At 64.9% G+C, this 18,586-nt stretch carries 12 protein-coding genes; 2 read left to right on the forward strand and 10 right to left on the reverse strand.

The window, feature by feature from the left end:
• Positions 1-1,183: GGDEF domain-containing protein (locus JHD67_RS15195; protein ID WP_199100075.1), on the forward strand; the 1,183-nt coding region annotated here is incomplete at its 5' end.
• Between the two features lie 22 nt (positions 1,184-1,205).
• Here JHD67_RS15195 and JHD67_RS15200 read toward each other — a convergent pair.
• The 6 genes from JHD67_RS15200 to JHD67_RS15225 form a co-directional block, all read right to left on the reverse strand.
• Entirely contained in the window at positions 1,206-2,819 is a 1,614-nt protein-coding gene (locus JHD67_RS15200) for a glycosyltransferase family 39 protein (RefSeq protein ID WP_199100076.1), read from the reverse strand.
• 76 nt (positions 2,820-2,895) lie between these two features.
• The gene (locus JHD67_RS15205; protein WP_199100077.1) at positions 2,896-5,940 is read right to left on the reverse strand and encodes an efflux RND transporter permease subunit; all 3,045 of its coding nucleotides are present in this window, start codon (positions 5,938-5,940) and stop codon (positions 2,896-2,898) included.
• A complete protein-coding gene (locus JHD67_RS15210; protein ID WP_199100078.1) occupies positions 5,937-7,007 on the reverse strand; it encodes an efflux RND transporter periplasmic adaptor subunit in 1,071 nt (356 codons plus the stop codon). Before JHD67_RS15210 ends, JHD67_RS15205 begins: the two co-directional genes overlap by 4 nt.
• Positions 7,004-8,368 (reverse strand): TolC family protein, encoded by a 1,365-nt coding sequence (locus tag JHD67_RS22930; protein WP_199100079.1) that lies wholly within the window; start codon positions 8,366-8,368, stop codon positions 7,004-7,006. The genes JHD67_RS15210 and JHD67_RS22930 overlap by 4 nt, the downstream gene beginning before the upstream one ends.
• Before the next feature lie 48 nt (positions 8,369-8,416).
• Complete coding sequence (locus JHD67_RS15220; RefSeq protein WP_199100080.1) at positions 8,417-9,838, reverse strand: ATP-binding protein; 1,422 nt, start codon at positions 9,836-9,838, stop codon at positions 8,417-8,419.
• The gene (locus tag JHD67_RS15225; protein ID WP_199100081.1) at positions 9,835-10,500 is read right to left on the reverse strand and encodes a response regulator; all 666 of its coding nucleotides are present in this window, start codon (positions 10,498-10,500) and stop codon (positions 9,835-9,837) included. The genes JHD67_RS15220 and JHD67_RS15225 overlap by 4 nt, the downstream gene beginning before the upstream one ends.
• A 1,203-nt stretch (positions 10,501-11,703) precedes the next feature.
• Here JHD67_RS15225 and JHD67_RS15230 point away from each other — a divergent pair.
• Entirely contained in the window at positions 11,704-12,735 is a 1,032-nt protein-coding gene (locus tag JHD67_RS15230; protein WP_199100093.1) for a LacI family DNA-binding transcriptional regulator, read from the forward strand.
• On the opposite strand, the gene JHD67_RS15235 is transcribed toward JHD67_RS15230, so the two are convergent.
• The 4 genes from JHD67_RS15235 to JHD67_RS15250 all read right to left on the reverse strand — a co-directional run bounded on the left by JHD67_RS15235 (position 12,732) and on the right by JHD67_RS15250 (position 18,578).
• Positions 12,732-13,865 carry an Imm71 family immunity protein gene (locus JHD67_RS15235; protein WP_199100082.1) on the reverse strand — a complete coding sequence of 378 codons (1,134 nt, stop codon included), beginning with the start codon at positions 13,863-13,865 and terminating at the stop codon, positions 12,732-12,734. The two genes, JHD67_RS15230 and JHD67_RS15235, sit on opposite strands and share 4 nt — an antisense overlap.
• A 28-nt stretch (positions 13,866-13,893) precedes the next feature.
• On the reverse strand, positions 13,894-15,057 hold the full coding sequence (locus JHD67_RS15240; protein ID WP_199100083.1) for an Imm71 family immunity protein: 1,164 nt from the start codon (positions 15,055-15,057) through the stop codon (positions 13,894-13,896).
• The gene (locus JHD67_RS15245; protein ID WP_233171934.1) at positions 15,054-16,568 is read right to left on the reverse strand and encodes a hypothetical protein; all 1,515 of its coding nucleotides are present in this window, start codon (positions 16,566-16,568) and stop codon (positions 15,054-15,056) included. Before JHD67_RS15245 ends, JHD67_RS15240 begins: the two co-directional genes overlap by 4 nt.
• Before the next feature lie 327 nt (positions 16,569-16,895).
• Complete coding sequence (locus JHD67_RS15250; RefSeq protein ID WP_199100084.1) at positions 16,896-18,578, reverse strand: alpha-amylase family glycosyl hydrolase; 1,683 nt, start codon at positions 18,576-18,578, stop codon at positions 16,896-16,898.
• Positions 18,579-18,586: the final 8 nt, after the last annotated feature.

The raw sequence follows: 18,586 nt of genomic DNA on the forward strand, positions 1-18,586 counted from the left end.
GGTGGATCAGTGCGTGCAAGGCGGCGAAACGCTGTTCGCCAACGCCGCGCGCAGCGACATGGCCACCCTCGATATCCAGCAAGGACGCGCCGCCGATGCCGTGCACCTGCTGGAGAGCTACTACGCCGAGGTGCAGGGCTACCAATATCCCGCGCTGATGCAGTATTTCAACGTGCTGCTGGCCAAGGGGCACTTTGTGCTCGGCGACCTGATCAAGGCGCGCCAGTACGCACTCGCCACCATCACCGGCGCCGTGCAGGACGAATACAGCGAGCCGCTGAGCATGGCGTATCAACTGCTGTACCAGATCGAGAACCTGCAAGGCCATGCGCGCGAAGCGCTGAACTACCACGAAAAATACATGGCGGCGGACAAGGGCTACCTCAGCGATGTCAGCGCCGGCGCCTTGGCGTATCAAACCATCAAGCAGCAGGTGCAAGCCAAGAAAACCCAGGTCGATGCGCTGAATCGCCAAAACCAGATCCTGCAATTGCAGCGCGCGCTGGATCACAAGGCGATGGAAACCAGTCGAGCCTACATCGCCCTGCTGCTCACCATCCTCGCCTCAATCGCGTTCTGGCTGCTGCGCATCAAGCGCTCGCAGATGCGCTTCAAGCGCCTGGCCACGCAGGACAGCCTTACCCACATCTGCAGCCGCCAGCACTTCGTCGATGAGACCGAGCAGGCCTTGCGGCACGCCGCGCGCTCCACCCGCAGCGCCTGCCTGGTGCTGTTGGATCTGGACCACTTCAAGCAGGTGAACGACACCCACGGCCATGTCACCGGCGACCTGGTGCTCAAGCGTGCGGTGGCCGCCTGCCAGCACCACCTGCAAACGCGCGATATCTTCGGCCGGTTGGGCGGCGAGGAATTCGCCGTGTTCATGCCCGACTGCACCGCGGCCCAGGCACGTGAGCGCTGCGAACGCGTGCGCCAGGCCATTTCCGCCACGCCGCTATGGGGCGACACGCGTCAGGTCGTTATCTCGGCGAGTTTCGGTGTGGCGTCCACCGATCGCAGCGGCTACGAACTGCGCCAGCTGATGATCGATGCGGACAACGCCCTCTATCGCGCCAAGCGCGAGGGACGCAATCGGGTGATTTACGGCGAAGGGGAGCCTCTGGTTCCTGGTGGCCACGCCGACGCCTTGGCCGCCGGCCACGCCGCCGGCATGCCGCGCTGATTGCGGCGGCGTAAGAGCGGCCCTAATCCTCGGCGGGTGTCGACCAGCGGCTGATGGTCTCTGGATGCGCCAGCACCGCTTCCGAGCTCATCAGGCTCACCCAGCCATTAGCCAAGCGCACGCTGAGGTCCGCATCCGTGGGTATGCCACCGCGACCGCCGTACACCAGCACGCGAGCGTCCGGGTGCTCCCTGGCCCACTTCGCCAAGTCATCGGTGCGCGGCAGCGGCTGGGGCAATCGGGCCAGAAAGGTGATCAAGCCCGGCTCGTTTTCGGTACGTATGACTGGCACGCCCTTGGCTCGCAGCTCCACCACGCGATAGGCGAGATCACGCATATCCAGCGCACCCAGTGCCTGCAAGCGGATCAGCGGCAACAGGGCCAGCACCAGCAGCAGGGCGGTGAATCCGGCGCGATGCTCCACCGCAGGTGCGCGCCGCATCCACAGGTACAGCGCCCCCAATAGCAACAGCGCGCCGCTCACGGCATAGAGGCCCAGCGCCGTGCCGCGCTGCATGCTGCCGCGCCCCAGCGGTTCGGCGCCAAACATGGCCCACACCAACACGCCGACCAGCACCGCCCACAGTACCCACAGGCGACGAATGGACAGCAGCTGCGCATCGCTGCGCAACCACGCCGTCAGCAGCATCGCCACACCGGGCAGCAAGGGGAGCAGGTAATGCAACTGCTTGCCGCTCACCACGCAGAACGCGAGAAAGGCCGGCAGCGATGCGGCCGTGCCGAAGCGCGCCTCGCGCGAGTGTCGCCACACGCCCGCCGCGCGGCGCACATGACGCCAGCGCAGCAAGAGCGTCCACGGCAACAGCAGCAGCGGTAGCCAGGGCAGGTACCACCATAGCGAGCGATTGTGCGCAAAGCTCTGCACCACGCGGCCGGCCGTCTGGCGCAACAACAACTCGTTGGCATCGGCCTCGCTGAGGTAGTGCACCGCCGCCTGCGCCCAGGCCAGCGCGGGCAAACCACCCAGCAGCGCCACCACCAGCATGGCCAGCACCGATTTCCAGCTCACGCGGCGTTCGCCAACGGCAGACCACCAGGGTGCGAGCAGGATGGGTCCGGCCAGATGCAGCAGCGCTACCGGCCCCTTGGCCAGCACGCCCAGGGCCGCGGCGGCGAACAGGCCCAGCAGCGCGAGCCGGTTTCCGCTACGCACATAGCTGGCCATGGAGACAAACCCCAGCAGCACGCACAGGCACAGCAATACATCGAACATCACCACGCTGGAGAACAGCACGAGGAACAGCGAGCCCAGCAAGAACCACCCGGCGCGCGGTGCATCGCCGGGCGCGAGCAGGCGATCCAGCCACTGGCACAAAGCCACGCAGCCCACGCCGCACAGCACCACCATCAGTCGCGCCGCCCACAACGACACCCCAAACAGGCTCCAGCTCGCATTGATAAGCCAGAACAACAGCGGCGGCTTGTCGAAGTAAGGCACGCCATTGAGATGCAAGGTGACCCAGCTGCCGGTCTGACGCATCTCCCACGCCACGCTCAGGTACCGGGTCTCGTCGATCGGCACGGGGGGCAGGATGGTCAGCAGCGGAATCAGCAGCAGCATCCAGAATGCCGGCGGAATCTGCAGCCAGGGTTGGCGTACGGGCAACAAGGGCATGCTGGGATCTTGCTCGGCTTGGCTTACGGAAATCTTAGGCTTCCGATGTTGACGGGGCGTAGAGCGCCCCGTCCCCCTATGCCGCCGCCCCCGCCGCGCTCTTGCGCAAGTGCAGTCCGATCAGCGTGGGCATCACCAGCAACACCAGCGGGTACTGCAGCATCAGCCCGGCAATGATGGCGATGGCCAGCGGCTGCTGGATACCCGCGCCGGCCCCCAGCGCCAGGGCCAGCGGCAACAGGGTCAGGATGGCCGCCAGCGTGGTCATGGTGATCGGCCGCAGACGGTTGCGGCTGGCCTCGCGCAGCGCCTGCGCAGCCGGCATGTCGGCCGCCAGCGCCACGTATTCGGAGACATAGAAGATCGCCATCTCCGTGCCCATGCCGATGATCATGGTCATGCCCATCATCGCGGTGATGTTGAGGTCCACCCCGCACAGCCATAGCGCGATGAACACGGCCGTGGCCGAGAACAGCGAGCAGCCCATCATGATCAGCGCCAGCCCCGGCCGGCCGTACAGGAACAACAACAGCACGAACTCAGCGACCAGCGCCAACAGGAATACCTTGCTGAGACCCACGAAGGCGATCTGCTGCTGCTGGTAGAGGCCGCCCAATTCATAACGGACGTCGGCATCGAGCATGCCTGGCTGCGCCAGCAGTTTCTTGACGTCGGCCACCGCCGCCCCCATGCCGCGCCCGTCGATGCGCGCGGTTACCGCCACCATCTGCTCCAGGTTTTCGCGCGAGATTTGTGGCTGGCCCGTTTCGGCCGTGAGGCTGGCGACGCGACTGAGCGGGAACACGTGACCGTCGGGCGCGCGGATCGGTAACGTGGCGAGCTGCGGCTGGCGCCATTGCATGGCATCGGGCATGCGCACGCGCACACCCACGCTCTTGGTCGCCTGCGGCAACTCGGTCGCCACCACGCCGGTGAGCGCGTTGTTCACGGCCTGTGTCACCGCCCCCACCGTCATGCCCTCCTGCATGGCCTTGTCGGCGTCGACCTTGAGGTTCAATGCGTCGCCGGCCAACTGCACGCCGTCCTTGATCTCCACCACGCCCGCAATGGCGGCAATGGCCTTGGCGACCTTCTGCGCCTGCGGCACCAGTTGCTCCGGATGCGCGGCGTAGAGTTTGATCTCGATGGGCTGCGGCACCGCGGTGAGGTCGCCGATCAGGTCTTCCATCAATTGCGCCAGCTCCACTTCCACGCCGGGTACTTCGTGCTCGACGCGCTCGCGCACTTCGCTCATCACCTCTTCGGTGGCGCGCGCGTGATCGGGCTTCAGCCTGATAAAGAAGTCGCCGTGATAGGACTGCCCCAGATCGCCGCCCAGCCCCGTGCCCAAGCGGCGGGAGAAGGTATCCACCTCGGGCATGTCGTGCAGGATGGCCTCCACCTGCGCCACTTGCCGCGCGGTTTCCGGGAGCGAGGTCCCAGGCTTGGTGTAGTAATCCATCACAAAGCCGCCTTCATCCACCGCAGGCATAAAGCCGGTGGCGACGTGCGTGTACGCCACCGCCCCGATGGCCAGCAGAGGCAGCGCCACCAGCAATAGCCAGATCGGGCGGCGCGACAAGCCATCAAGCAGGCGCGTGTGCACGCGCGACAAGCGGCTTTCGTGGCCGACATCCGGATCATGCCAGCGCTGGAAATCCACCAGCCAACGCAGCAGCGGCGGCACCACCCAGGCCGTGACCAGCCACGACACGGTGAGCGCGCACGCCATGGTCACCGACAGCGCCTTGGAAAACGCACCGGTGACGCCGCTCAGCAAACCCAGCGGAATGAACACGATCAAGGTGGCCATGCTCGAACCGGTGAGCGGCGGCAGGAATTCCCTCGCCGCCGGCAGCACCGCGTGAGGGCCACCGTTGTCGGCATCGCCGGCACGCCTGGCCACGTGCTCCACCATCACGATCACATCGTCGATGACCAAACCCACGGCCGCCGCGATGCCGCCCAGCGTCATGATGTTGAAGCTCATGCCCAGCACGTGCAGCAGCAACACCGTCACCGCCAGCGTGACCGGCACCACCAGCATGGCGATCAGGGTGACACGCAGGTTGCGCAGGAACAGCAACAGCACCGCCGCCGCCAGCAGCAAACCGATCAGCACCGCGTCGCGCACGCTATGCGCCGACTCCACCACCAGTTCGCTCTGGTCATACCAGTTCTTCAGCGTAACGCCCGCGGGAAGGCGGAACGCCGCGAGGCGCGCGCGCACCTGCGCGGCGATCTGTACGGCATTGCCGTCCGGCTGCTCATAGACGTTGAACAGCACGGCGGGCTTGCCGTCTTCGCTGACCTTGATCCATTGCGGCGTATAACCGTCATGCACGGTGGCCACGTCGCCCAGGCGTACCCAGCCGTGCGCATCGTTCTTCACCACGATGTGACGGATGGCGTCCAGCTGCTGCAGCGAATGATCGGCCACCACCAGATAGAGCTTGTTGCGATCCTGCAGGCGACCGACCGCTTGCAACTGGTTGGCGCCGGCCAACGCGGTGGCGAGGTCGTCCAGGCTCAAGCCGTACTGCGCGAGCTTGCGCGTGTCGGCATCCACCTGCACCTCGGCGGTTTCGCCACCCTGCACATCCACATGCGACAACCCTTGCACCGCAGCCAGCAGCGGAACGATCTGGTACTGCGCCAGGTCGCGCAGCGCCACCGGCGACAAGCTGTCCGATTGCAGCGCGTAGGAGATGATGGGATAGACCGTGGGGTCCATGCGGCGCACGTTGTAACTGGCACCGGGCGGCAGGCTGGGAAGCACGCGTGCAATGGCCGAGTCCACCTGCAGGGTGGACGCGATCATGTCGCGTCCCCAGCCAAAGTCCACGGAGATCTGCGCCGAACCGCGCGTGGTTTCCGAGCGCACGCCTTCCACGCCGGGCACGTTGCGAATGGCTTCCTCCACCGGCCGCGTCAGCAGCAGCGAGGTCTGGTCGGCGGGGCGATCCCCGGCATCGAGATCCACCACCACACGCGGGAACGATACCTGCGGAAACAAGCCCACCGGCAGCGTGAACGAACTGGCCAACCCCGCGATAGCCAGCGCGAACGCCACAATCACCACGGCCCGGGCATGCCGGGCGAGCCAACCACCTGCACTCATGGCTTGGCGTCCGGCTTGGCGTGGGTCGTGTCCTCAGGCTCCGCCACGCGCACCGCCATGGCATCGTCGAGCTGGGTCGCGCCTTCGGTCACCAATGGGCGCTTGGCATCGAGCGCACCGCTGACCACGCTGAGCGTATCGGACTCGCCCAGCACCTTCACCGGCACGCGCACGGCCTTGCCATCCGCCACCTGGAACACCGAGCGCGCGGCCTCGTCGCCTTGCAACGCGTCGCGCGGCACCAACCAGCCCTGCCATTGGCCCACCACGATATCGGCGCGGAAACCTTCGCCGTTCACCAGGCTGCCATCGGGCACGATCTCCACATCCAGCTGATGCGTATGCGGATTGAGCGCACGCGCCACGCGACGCACCGTGCCATGCATGGCCGCGCCGCCGTCGAGCGGCACCAGATCGGCCTCGGCGCCCACGGTTACCTGACGCAAGGCCACACGTTCGATGCCCACCGTCACTACCAGGCCGTCGCCACGCTGCAACGAGAGCAATGGCGCACCCGGCTGCAAGACATCGCCCTGCGCGGCATCCACCGTCACCACGGTGCCATCGAACGGCGCGGTCACGTCCAGGCGCGCGGTCTTGCCTTGCTGCTGGGTCAGCGCGTCCAGGTTGGATTGCGCATCGCCCAGCGCCTTGTCCGCTTGCGCCAGCTGATCGCGCGTCGCCAGTTGCTGGGCCAGCAACTCGGCGGTGTGCGCACGCGCCGCCTGGGCCACGCTCAGCGCGCTCTGCGCCTGCGCATAGGCGGCCACGGCTGCGGGAGCGAGCTCGAAACTCAGCATGCGCTGGCCGCGCTTGACCGACGCACCCGGCGTCACCGCCCACTGCGTGACACGACCCGCCGCCTGCACACTCACCACCTGCGCGGCATCGGCGGCCGGGCCGGCCGAACCGTACGCGCTGACCAGCGCGGGCACGCTGCCTTGGTGCACCGGCACCGTGCTCACGGCGGCGCTCACCGCCGTGCCATCGGGCGCTTCCTCGCCGCCACAACCGCACAGCGCCAGAACGACTGCGCTCGCCAACATCCATCGCCATGCAGACATCATGGGGTTATCACTTCCTGATCGAGTGAAGTGGGCATGCCGCGGCCCACCAAGAGTTCCAGCGCTGCCTGCTGTTCGAGCATGGCTTGTTCGATGGCGATGGCCGCCATCGCGCGATTGATCGCCGCCACCGTGAGGTCGGCATAGCCGCGCAGGTCGAGCTGGCCCGCGCGCCACGCACGCTCGGCTTGTGCGGCGGTACGCGCGGCGTCCGCCGCGGCCGGCGCCTGCGCCTGGTATTGCTGATGCAACTGCACGTACAGCGCCAGCAACGCGTCGACCTCGTCGCGTGAGGTCGCCAGTCGCGTGGTGTATTCGATATGCAGCTGCTCGCGGGTGGCGCGTGCCACCGCCACGTTGCCCTGGTTGCGATCGAACACGGGCAACGCCATCGTCACCGCCGGGCCGCCGCTGCGCACGCGGCTGTTGTCCTGTGCGGCGTCGTAGCCCAAGGAGAGCGCCGGAAACTGCGCCAGCACGGCGGCACGCAGGCTGGCATCCTGGGCTTGATAGCCCAGCTGCAGCGCCACCATGTCCGGTCGGCGACGGCGGATGCTGTCGGCATCGCGCGTGATCGCCGCCGCATCCAGCGCCGGCGCGGGCAGCGTGGCCACCAGCGGTAGCGAAACGTCAGGCTTGAGGCCCAACAACGCGGCCAGTTGTTGACGCTGATCGAGTTGACGCCGCTGCAGGTCGTTCAAGTTCGCGCGCGCATCGGCGGCGGCGGCGAGATCGGGCGCGAGCGTCAAGCGTTCCAGCGTACCTGCCGCAATCGCCTGGGTTTCCCGCGCTTCCCGCTGGGCCAGCAGATCCAGCGCCTGCTGCTGCAACTGCATCAGGCGCGCGCCCTCGACCAGGTCGATCGCCAGCAGGCGTGCCTTGCCGGCGGTCTGCCACTGTTCCCACAACAAGCTGGCATCCACCGCCCCGGCGTTGGCGCGCGCGGCCTCGCGGCGCGGCCGCAAGGTAATCAGCGAGGTGATGTCCTGGCTGATCGATGCGGTCCAGGCGGTGCTGTCGCCCACGCCCGATAACAGATAGCCCGCACTGCCGCCCAGCACCGGGTTGGGCAGCACGCTGTCCTGCACGCGCTGCGCTTGCGCCGCTGCGTGGCGCGCCTGCACGGTACGCAGATCGGGATTATTGAGCAGCACCAGCCGCTGCACGGCGGCTTCGTCCAGCGGCAACGGCACCGCGTCGTAGCCGCGCAACGCGGTCAGCGACGAGGCCGATTCGGCCTGCTCGGGCAACGGCTTGGACTGGTAGGTAGCGCAACCGGCCAGGCAGGTGAGCGCCAGCGCGATGGCCACAGGGCCACGATGCCGATGCGTTGCCAGGCCGCGCCGTGTCTTGGATAACGACACCGGGAGTTCCATACGCGGTGGGGGAGTTCACACCTTACCGGGCTTCCCTTAGCGTTGACTTTGGGCGCCCGGCGCCGTGCCCAACGGCAGGCGCACGCGCACCCGCAAGCCCTGCCCCAGCGGCGAATCGAGCAGCTCGATAGCGGCATCGTGCAATTGCGCGGCGCGCTGCACGATGGATAAGCCGAGGCCGTATCCCTCGCCCCGGCTGCCCACTTCGCGATGGAAGCGCGCGAACACGGCGGCGCGGCGCTCGGGCGGGATGCCCTCGCCGTTGTCGATCACCTCGATCACCGCGTGCGCAGGCTCCCGCATGACCACCAACTGCACCATGCCCTGCCCGCCCGGCACGTGGCGCAAGGCATTTTCCAGCAGGTTACGCATCAGCGCCGCAAGCGCTGCCTCGTGGCCGCTGACCCAGAGCGGCTCGCGTGGCAGGGTCACGTCCAGCTCGGCATCGCTATCGGCAATCACCGATGACAGCTCCACGATGACCGTGCGCGCCACCGCCAGCAAATCCACCTCGCTGCGCTGACTGGCGCGCGAACTGCTTTCCAGGCGCGCCAGCGACAGCAGTTGTTCTACCCGCCGCGCCAGCGCCGCGAGGCTTTCGCGCGCGTCGGCCAGGGCGGCGTCGGCCTCGCGCGTGTCGCGGCTCGCCTCGGCGTTTTCCAGGTTGATCATGGTGGAGGCCAGTGGCGTACGCAGTTCGTGCGCCACATCGGCGCTGAAGCGCCGCTCACGCTCCAGCGCATCCTCCAACTGATGAAACTGATCGTTCAGCGCCGCCAGCACCGGCTCCAGTTCGCGCGGCGCTTCCGCCACCTCCAGCGTGTCATGGCTGCCGGGCTGGCGTGCGGCCAACTTGGCCGCCAATGCATCCAGCGGACGCAGCCCGCGACGCACGGCCCATCCCACCAGCAAGGCCAGCACGGGCAGGGCGATCAATGGCGGCAAGACATGTTCCAGCCACAAGGCGCGACTGATATCCCGGCGACTGTCGTAACGCTCGGCCGCGCGCACCACCACGCCATCGGCACCGGGCGGCAAGGTAAAGAGGCGCCAGCGATAGTGGCCGAAATGTTGGTCCACGAAACCCACCTGCCCCGCGGCCGGAGGCGGCAGATCGGCCAGGTTACCGGTGACCATCAAGGCATGGCCTTGGCGGTCGAACACCTGAAAGCCCACTTCGGACTCGTAGGTGTGCCCATGCAACACAAGCTTCTGCATCGACGAGTTGCTCACCGGCACCATCACGCCCTCGCCATCGTGCCCTTGCAGCGCGGCGGGGCCGATGTTGCCGATCATCACCTGCAAGGTGCGCGCCGACTGCGCCAGGCGACCATCGGACAACTCATCCACTTCGTGCATGGTGCGGCGCATGCTGAATACGCCCAGCGGCAACAGCACCAGGGCGATAACGCCAAGGATCAACCAACGCAGCCGCGAACGCAGGCTGGCCGCGCTCACTGGGGATCTCGCGGAATCATGTAGCCGAAGCCGCGCACGTTGCGGATCGTTTCAAAGCTGAGCTTGCGGCGCAGCGCGTGCACCAGCACCTCCAGCGCGTTGTTGCCGACCACGTGATCCAGCCCGTACAACGAATTCTCCAGGCTCTCGCGCCGCACCAGCTTGCCCGCGCTCTCCATCAGCGCCTGCAACAGCGCGAACTCGCGCCGCGTGAGTTCCACGGGCTGCCCCCGAAAGGTCACCTCGGACGTGCCCATGTCCAGCGTGAGCGCACCCACGTCGATGCGGTTCACCGCCAAGCCACGCGTGCGTCGGCTGAGCGAGCGGATACGCGCGGCCAGTTCTTCGACGTGGAACGGCTTGGTGAGGTAGTCGTCGGCGCCGGCATCCAGGCCGTCCACGCGAGCCGACAAGGTATCGCGCGCGGTCATTACCAGCACTGGCGTCTCCACATGCGCACGGCGCGCCTCCACCAGCACGTCGATGCCGTCGCGCCCGGGCAGGCCTAGATCGAGCAGGATCACATCGGCGGTGCGGTCGCGAATGGCATGCAAGGCGCTGCGCCCGTCGCGCAACCACGACACGGTGTAGCCCAGCCGCTCCAGCGCCCGCTGGATGGCGGTGCCGAGTTGCGCGTCGTCTTCGACCAGAAGGATGTGCACGTGCTGGGGGGTCCGTTGCCGAGGCGGGTGGGGAGGATTATCGGGGATGGGACTTATGAAACGCTTAATGGGATAAGGGAGGGTGTTTCTTTGCTCTTCCTGCTTGGTCATCCCCGCGAACGCGTGAGGCGCTTTTCAACCGCTGAAGGGTTGGTCGCTGGTGTCTTTCGCTCTTGTGATGCCTTGCGGTAATGGGGCTCGCCTGCCGCGGGCTTCCGTCCTCCTGCCGGAGGCCGGGTCACGTTCTCTTGCGTGCCCAAGAGAAAGTAACCAAAGAGAAGGGCACCCCCGGTATGGCGCTTGCCGAGCTATTCGCTCGGCAAGTCCGTGAGGGGCGGCCGATCGCCCTGCGGGCCTTTCCGTCCACCCCTCACCGCCACACAGGGGGCCCACCATCCGCCAGGCTCGTGCCGCGAAGCGGCACATCGCACTTCATAGAGCGCATACACAGAGCATGCGCATTCGCGGTGTCGCGTGATGGGGCAAAAGCCAAGTTCAACTTGTGCAAGTTTGGCTTGGGTTTGCTTTGGCTCTGGCCTTGGCTCCGCTTCGGGCGCGCAACGCGCCGCCGTGGCTCTTGACCTCCCCTCCCCTTGGGCGCGACATCGGGGGTGGCCTCTCTTTGGGTGACTTTTCTCTGGCCACTCGGAGAAAAGTCACCCGCTGGCCGGCAGGACAGCGGAAGCCCGCCGCAGGCGAGCACGCTGGCCATAACGCCAGATCAAAAGCGAAAGACACCAGCTGACCAACCCTTCAGCGGTTGACGACTTGCATAAGAGAGAAAAACACGCAGTCAATCACCGAGGCCCACGGCCAAACCACCACCCATACCGCCCAAAGTCCGCATCCGCCTCGATCCAAATGTTCGAATTTCGTCAAATGAACACCCGCTAACCAAAACCGAACCGCTCCGTGCAACTTTTGCCGATCCGCGCGTTCTCATTAATCGGATGCACGCAACGGCATCCACTGACTCGCCACCTCCCTGGACGAGTCAACCCGGTCAGCAAACCTCTCCCCTGGGTTTGCTGCCACCCCGGCCCCGAGGATTCCCCCCTAATCCTCGGGGCTCTTTTTTTCCCGAAGCCCGGCCACGGCGGCACGAAAGGACAGCGAGCACACAACTCGCTAGGATTTGCGACATTCATTGTCAGGCCACACGGAACAGGCCGACTCAGACTCAAAGGCCGTGGCTGCGTGCAGATCAAGGGAAAAGTCACCTCGTTCGATATTGCCCACTTGGCTGGCGTATCCCAGTCCACGGTGTCGCGTGCGCTGCGCGGCAGCCCGCTGGTCAACGAGGAAACGCGCCGTCGCATCCAGGCGGCGGTGGACGAGCTCAACTACAAGGTGGACAAGAACGCCTCCAGCCTGCGCGCCCGCCATACGGGCACGCTGGCGCTGCTGCTGTTCGAAGACCCCACCGCGGACGAGTCGCACATCAACCCGTTCTTTCTATCGATGCTCGGCTCGATCACCCGCGCCAGCGCGCAGCGCGGCTACGACCTGCTGATCTCCTTCCAACAATTCTCACGCGATTGGCATGCCGACTATGCCGACAGCAAGAAGGCCGACGGCATCATCCTGCTCGGTTACGGCGACTACCTGGCCATTCGCGACAAGCTGCAAAAGCTGGTGGACCAGGGCACCAAGTGCGTGCGCTGGGGTGCGGTGCTGCCGGATCAGCCGGACGTGTCGGTGGGCTGCGACAATCTCGCTGGCGGATACGCGGTGACCCAGCACCTGATCGAACAGGGCTGCCGCCGCATCGCTTTCCTTGGCGACGCCTCCAGTCACTACCCGGAATTCTTTGATCGCTACCGTGGCCACGTCCGCGCACTGGAAGCGGCCGGCCTGCAAGTGGAGCCGGTGCTGCAGGTGAATGGCGAGAGCACGGAGCGCTCGGGCTATGACGCCCTTGAGACGCTACTGGCGCGCGACGTGAGTTTCGACGCGGTATTCGCCGCCAGCGACCTCATCGCCATCGGTGCCATGCGTGCACTGGATGACCACGACCTCAACGTACCGGACGACGTGGCGCTGGCCGGCTTTGACGATATCCCCATGGCGAGCTTCGCCAATCCGCCGCTCACCACGGTATTGCAGGACACCAAACTTGCCGGCGAGATTCTGGTGGACAACCTGCTCAAGCTGATCCGCGAGGAGCCGGCGGAAAGCGCCATGCTCCCCGCCAAGCTCATCGTGCGCAAATCCAGCGTACGCACACGCGCCTAGACGCCCCGCATCAACCGCCACGACACCCGCCGCCCTTGCAAGCGGGGCATCGGAACGCTGAAAGCCACCGTCTGCGGGCCTAGCGTGAGGTCATCCAGACACTGCCACACCCCCGGATACGGACACGGCTCGTCGGACCACACGCGTATGCCGCCGCGCAGCTCCTCCGGCTCCGGCGCCACCCGCGTGGGATCGGGTTGCTGGAACACGTAGCCGCTCTCCTCCTCCGGGATGCTGCCGTCTTCGTAGCGGTCGTCGCGCCACAGGAGGCGCCACGTTGTCGGCGTTCCCTGGGCCTTGCCATAAGCCGCGCAGTTCGGTGCGGGCGAACCTGCGTGCAGATAGGCCATGGTGCCTGCCAGCGCTAGCGGCCCCTCCGGGGGGGACGGCTTGGTGAACAACTGAAGGCCCTTGCGCTTGGGTATATCTACCGGCTCCCAAATGCCCGAATACGGCGTCGTTGTTCCTGAAGCGACCAAGGTGTGCTCGATCGGATCAGGAACATCCGGCAGCGGTGTTGGGAACACCATGGCTTGCAGCTCTGCTTTCAAATAGTCATTGAAGAACGTGTAGGACGCGGCATCGAGCCGCCGTGGCTCGATGACATCGGGGGAACATTCGGCCCATACATCGCTTAGCTGCATCAGTGCAAAGCAAAACTCGTCCCAATGCGGGGTGTGCTCTTGATCGATGGTGTTCTCGCCAATTTCGATGCGGTCGAGCAGGGTATCCCAATAGGACTTGGTTCTGTCCGCCATCACGAACTCACCATGTGCGTTGTATTGAAACACGCGCTTGTCGCCGAGCCGGAGACGGCGCACGCCTTCCTCGGCGTGCGCCAAACCCTGGAAAATGCGAACCAGGCCGCTTTCGCCCAGCGCGCTTCCCGTGTATTCGTCGTATTGATCGCCTTTTACGTCACAGACCTTACGCCCGGTGGGCACACCACCGACCACCTTTCCGTTCTCGTATAGGCGAAGCCATCCTCGATCATTGGCTACGCCAACGCTCTTCTCTGATATGGACGCCCAGGCACGATAGAACTCCAGAACACGATGCCATGCGGTGTAGGAGCTGATGCGCTTGAGCCAGTAGAAGAGTTGGCGACGCTCCTGTGCGCTGGCAAGCATCACGCCATTTGGGCAACTGCTTACCAAGCTAGACACCCCTCATCAACCGCCACAACACCCGCCGCCCTTGCAAGCGGGGCATCGGAACGCTGAAAGCCACCGTCTGCGGGCCTAGCGTGAGGTCATCCAGACACTGCCACACCCCCGGATACGGACACGGCTCGTCGGACCACACGCGTATGCCGCCGCGCAGCTCCTCCGGCTCCGGCGCCACCCGCGTGGGATCGGGTTGCTGGAACACGTAGCCGCTCTCCTCCTCCGGGATGCTGCCGTCTTCGTAGCGGTCGTCGCGCCACAGGAGGCGCCACGTTGTCGGCGTTCCCTGGGCCTTGCCATAAGCCGCGCAGTTCGGTGCGGGCGAACCTGCGTGCAGATAGGCCATGGTGCCTGCCAGCGCTAGCGGCCCCTCCGGGGGGGACGGCTTGGTGAACAACTGAAGGCCCTTGCGCTTGGGTATATCTACCGGCTCCCAAATGCCCGAATACGGCGTCGTTGTTCCTGAAGCGACCAAGGTGTGCTCGATCGGATCAGGAACATCCGGCAGCGGTGTTGGGAACACCATGGCTTGCAGCTTTGCTTTCAAATAGTCATTGAAGAACGTGTAGGACGCGTCATCGAGCCGCCTTGGCTCGATGACATCGGGGGAACATTCGGCCCATGCATCGCTTAGCTGCATCAGCGCAAAGCAAAACTCGTCCCAATGCGGGGTGTGCTCTTGATCGATGGTGTTCTCGCCGATTTCGATGCGGTTGAGCAGGGCAACCCAATAAGATGGGTCCCTATACGCGATTACGAACTCGCCATGCGCGTTGTACTGAAACACGCGCTTGTCACCGAGCCGGAGACGGCGCACGCCTTCCTCGGCGTGCGCTAAGGCCTTGAGGATATGGACTAAGCCGGTCTCGCTGATCTGGCTACCAAGAAACTCTTCGTATCGCTCCCCGGTACCGCCATCGTATAAGTACTTTCCCGTGCGAACTCCGGAAATGGGATAGCCCGCCTTGCCGTACACCTGAAGCCAGCCGCGCTCACTGGCGGCCTGAACACTTTTTTCCGTAACTTTGGCCCACGCTTGGTAATAGCCGAGGATTCGGCTCCACGCGGTGTAGGAGCTGATGCGCTTGAGCCAATAGAAGAGTTGGCGGCGCTCCAAAGCGGTGGGCAACATAATGCTAGATGCGGAAGCGCTCATTGGGTTTCCTCAGTGGTACGGGTCTGCTCACGCGCGCCCAGCTTGACCGTTTGAACGGTTCCTTGGCTGGGCAAGTGCAGGTAGCCATGAATGCCATAGGCATCGTTCCAGCCGGTGGGGCGAATGTCGAACAACATGCCAGACACGGGGTCGAGCCAGCGTGCGGGCTTTTGGGTAGCCATCACCTCCTTGCCTAGGCGGGCCAATTCTTCGGCGGAGGCGCGGTCTAAATAGAACGCTGCTTGAATACCGCCACCCGGCAAATACTGGCCTGGGATATTGCTGCCCAATTGCTCGGATACGGTACCTACGGCTGCCTTGGGACCAGCGTCACCCGTAACGTGTCCAATCACCAAAAAGCCGTCGCTGTTGAACTCGTCAAGTACGGCAGCCTCACTACGCCATGCCTTGGCTGTATTGGGCGGCTCACCGATACCCCACCACATGCCGGAGGCGGAAGTGGTGGGCACTTTGTCGTAGCCTAGCGTTCGCCGACCAGTGCCGAAAAATCGGTAAACGCGCTCTCCCTTGGCAAGTCGACGCTGCACGATGCGCCCACTATATGCAGCGAGATACGGGTAATGATTACCCTCAACGGTTGCTATCAGTTTCGGGTATCCATCCTCGTGCTTGTAATAGCTTTCATAGATGTCTTGGCGCCCTTCTGGTGCCTTGTTCTGTAGCCACCCACCCCGCGCCGATCTCGCCGGCAGCGGCCCGTTTTCCACTATCCGCGCCTCATCCGTATACGTATGCGCCTTCTCGCCTGTCGCCACCTCAAAACGCATCGTGCGACTGGTGGTTTCGCCGCCGCTGCGGATATAGGCCTGCACCTCGCGCAGCTTTTGGTCCAGCTCTTTCACCGCCTCGGGAATGCGCTTGCCGCCCTCTTGCTTGAGCCAGGACATGCCGCGTGATACTTGATCCAGGCGCTGCCCCAGGCTTTCCGGCATGCGTATCTTTTGGCGTATGACGGTGATGTCCTCCACGATGATGGCGGTGTAGCGGTTGAGCGCATCGACCATGGATGCCTGGTAGTCGGCAAAGCGCAGTTTGATCAACCATTGCTCGGCATTGCCGCGACCGATGTGGTTGAGCACTTCCACGATGCTCTTGGCGAGCTTGGCCGTGCCTTCGCCGGTGCGTACGGCACTGACGATCAAGCGGCCCACGCCCTTGGCAACGCCACCCATGACGGGTATCAGCGCCAGCAGCAGCACGAAGAGCAACACCCACTCCCACGTGTCGTTGCGTTTCTCCGGCTCGTCGATCAGCCCCATGGATACGGCAATGAGATCGCGCACGGCGGTGGCGTCGCCCAGCAAGGGCACCATGCCGATCACCGCGTCCACGATGATCTGCGATACGGTGGCCTTGGTATTGAACGCCCCTTGTGCGGTGCCCCAGATCCACTGGCCGCTCTCCACCGCCATGGCCTTGAAGCCGGCCCAGCTCATGCCGCCTGGGGCTGCGTTGTCCTGGGTCGCCTGATCCTGTGCGATGGCATTCATGCGTCGTCCTTGGTTCGGTGCGCGTACTCGCGCCCCGAAGGCAGTGAAAGGAACTGGCAAGAATGCGGTAAAGATTGTGCGGTCGCCCACGCCGCCATGGCAGCATGTGATGTCAGCCTGGGCCTAGTTTCGCGCCGGTGCTGCACCTACTTGCAGGGCTACCGACCTCACGGTTCTGTACCGGCGGCCCCCATTGCGCTACCGGTCGGAGCCGTGAAGTTTGCTGCCGGCTCGGCGTCATTCCCGGGTAGCTCACCGACACGCAACCCACCGCTGCCCTTGGACGGGGCAACCATGGCAACCCACGCGGGCGTGATGAACCGGCGGTCAGGCGCCCGGATGTCCCTTCTCGTCCATCAGGCGATCGAGCTGTTCAATCAAGTCCGCGCGCGTGGCGTTGGCGTCGAGCAGATATACCTGCACGTCGTGCGCCGGCACGGTGCTGTGCAGGCTACCACCCTCGACCACGGTGAGTGCCTTGCCGCCCAGGGCCGGCGTCCAGCGACCGGCCTGCACATACTGCGACACCTCGAACGCGGCCGGCGCATCGCCTTTGTTGAGCAATACCAGGGCGATCTGGTGCGTGCTGCCCTTTTGGTAGACGCGATAGAACGCCGCCTGGTCGCCCTGGAAACGCAGGGGCAACATCAGGCCCTTCTGCAAGGCGGGTGTCTTCTCGCGCAACGTGGCGATGCGCACCAGCTGCTGGTAGATGCGGCTGGTGGGCGCCGCATCGATGCGCGCCTGCCCGAAGTAGTTGCGATTGCCCTGGTGCTCGGCTCGGCCGCGCATAAAGCCCACTTCCGAACCGTAGTAGATGGCCGGAATGCCACGCGCCGTGAACAGCCAGTTGTGCGCGTCGATGAAGCCCTCGTCGCTGGCGTTGAGGCGCGCCATGTCGTGGTTATCGTAGAAGGTCACCAACTCGTACGGGTTCGCATACGGCCCGTTGCGCAGGTAAAGCCGCTGGGCGATGCGTGCGTAATCGCTGTGCGGATGCTCGAACACATCCGCCATGCGCTGGCGCAGGGGGAAATCCAGCACGCTGATACCGCCGTTACGCGCCCAGGTGTACTGGCCGAGGTTGTCCGGGTCGTAATCGAACGCCTCGCCGAACATAAAGAAGCCCGGATGCCTGGCACGGATGCGTTGGGCGAACTGCTTCCAGAACGCCGTCGGCATGTGGCTGATGGTATCGATGCGAAACGCATCGGCGCCCTGATCGGCCCATTGCAGATAGGCGCCGACGAAATAGTCCAGCACCGCCGGATTCTCGTCGTTGTTGTTGGACAGCTGCGCCAGGTCGTCGTACGCGTGATAAAAGCGATGCAGCGGGTTGTGCACCGGGTCGAGCTCGGACGGGTCCAGGTTCTGGTGATCGGCGATCAGCCTGCCGTCCTTGTCGTAGATCTGCCCGAACTGCGGCTGCGCCACCGGCATGCTGAAGGCCGGCGAGCCGTGGTTGACCACGATGTCGAGCACGGTCTTGAGGCCTTGCGCGCGCATCTTGCCGGTGAACTGGGCGAAGTCCAGGCCCTTGCTGGGCAGGTGCTCGTCCAGCTTGTAGAAGTTCACGCCCCAGTAGCCGTGATAACCGGCCTTGCCACGGTCGGTGAGCATGCTGCCCCAGGTCACCGGATCGCCGCCGGTAAAGGCTTCGTCCGGGTTGTCCACGATGGGCGTGATCCACACGGCGCCAAAACCCATGCCGCGGATATAACGCGCGTTGTCGAGCACGCCTTTGAAGTCGCCGCCAAGGTAGCCGATGTTGTCGGTCTCGCCGTTCGGCCCGTGGATGGGAATATCGAAGGTGCGATGCGCACCGCCCTGGTCGCGATGATCGTTGGAGGGATCGCCGTTGACGAAGCGATCGGTCATGACGAAGTAGATCGCATTGGCAGCGAATGGCTCATCGGTGCCATAGAACTCGCGCCCCGGCGCATCGACGGCGAGTGCGCCGAACGTGGCGAACGACAAGCCAAGGAACGCAGCGAGGGAATGACGGTGCATCAGCATGA

The organism is Dyella sp. ASV21 (assembly GCF_016428975.1).
In the GTDB taxonomy this organism is placed as follows: Bacteria; Pseudomonadota; Gammaproteobacteria; order Xanthomonadales; family Rhodanobacteraceae; genus Dyella.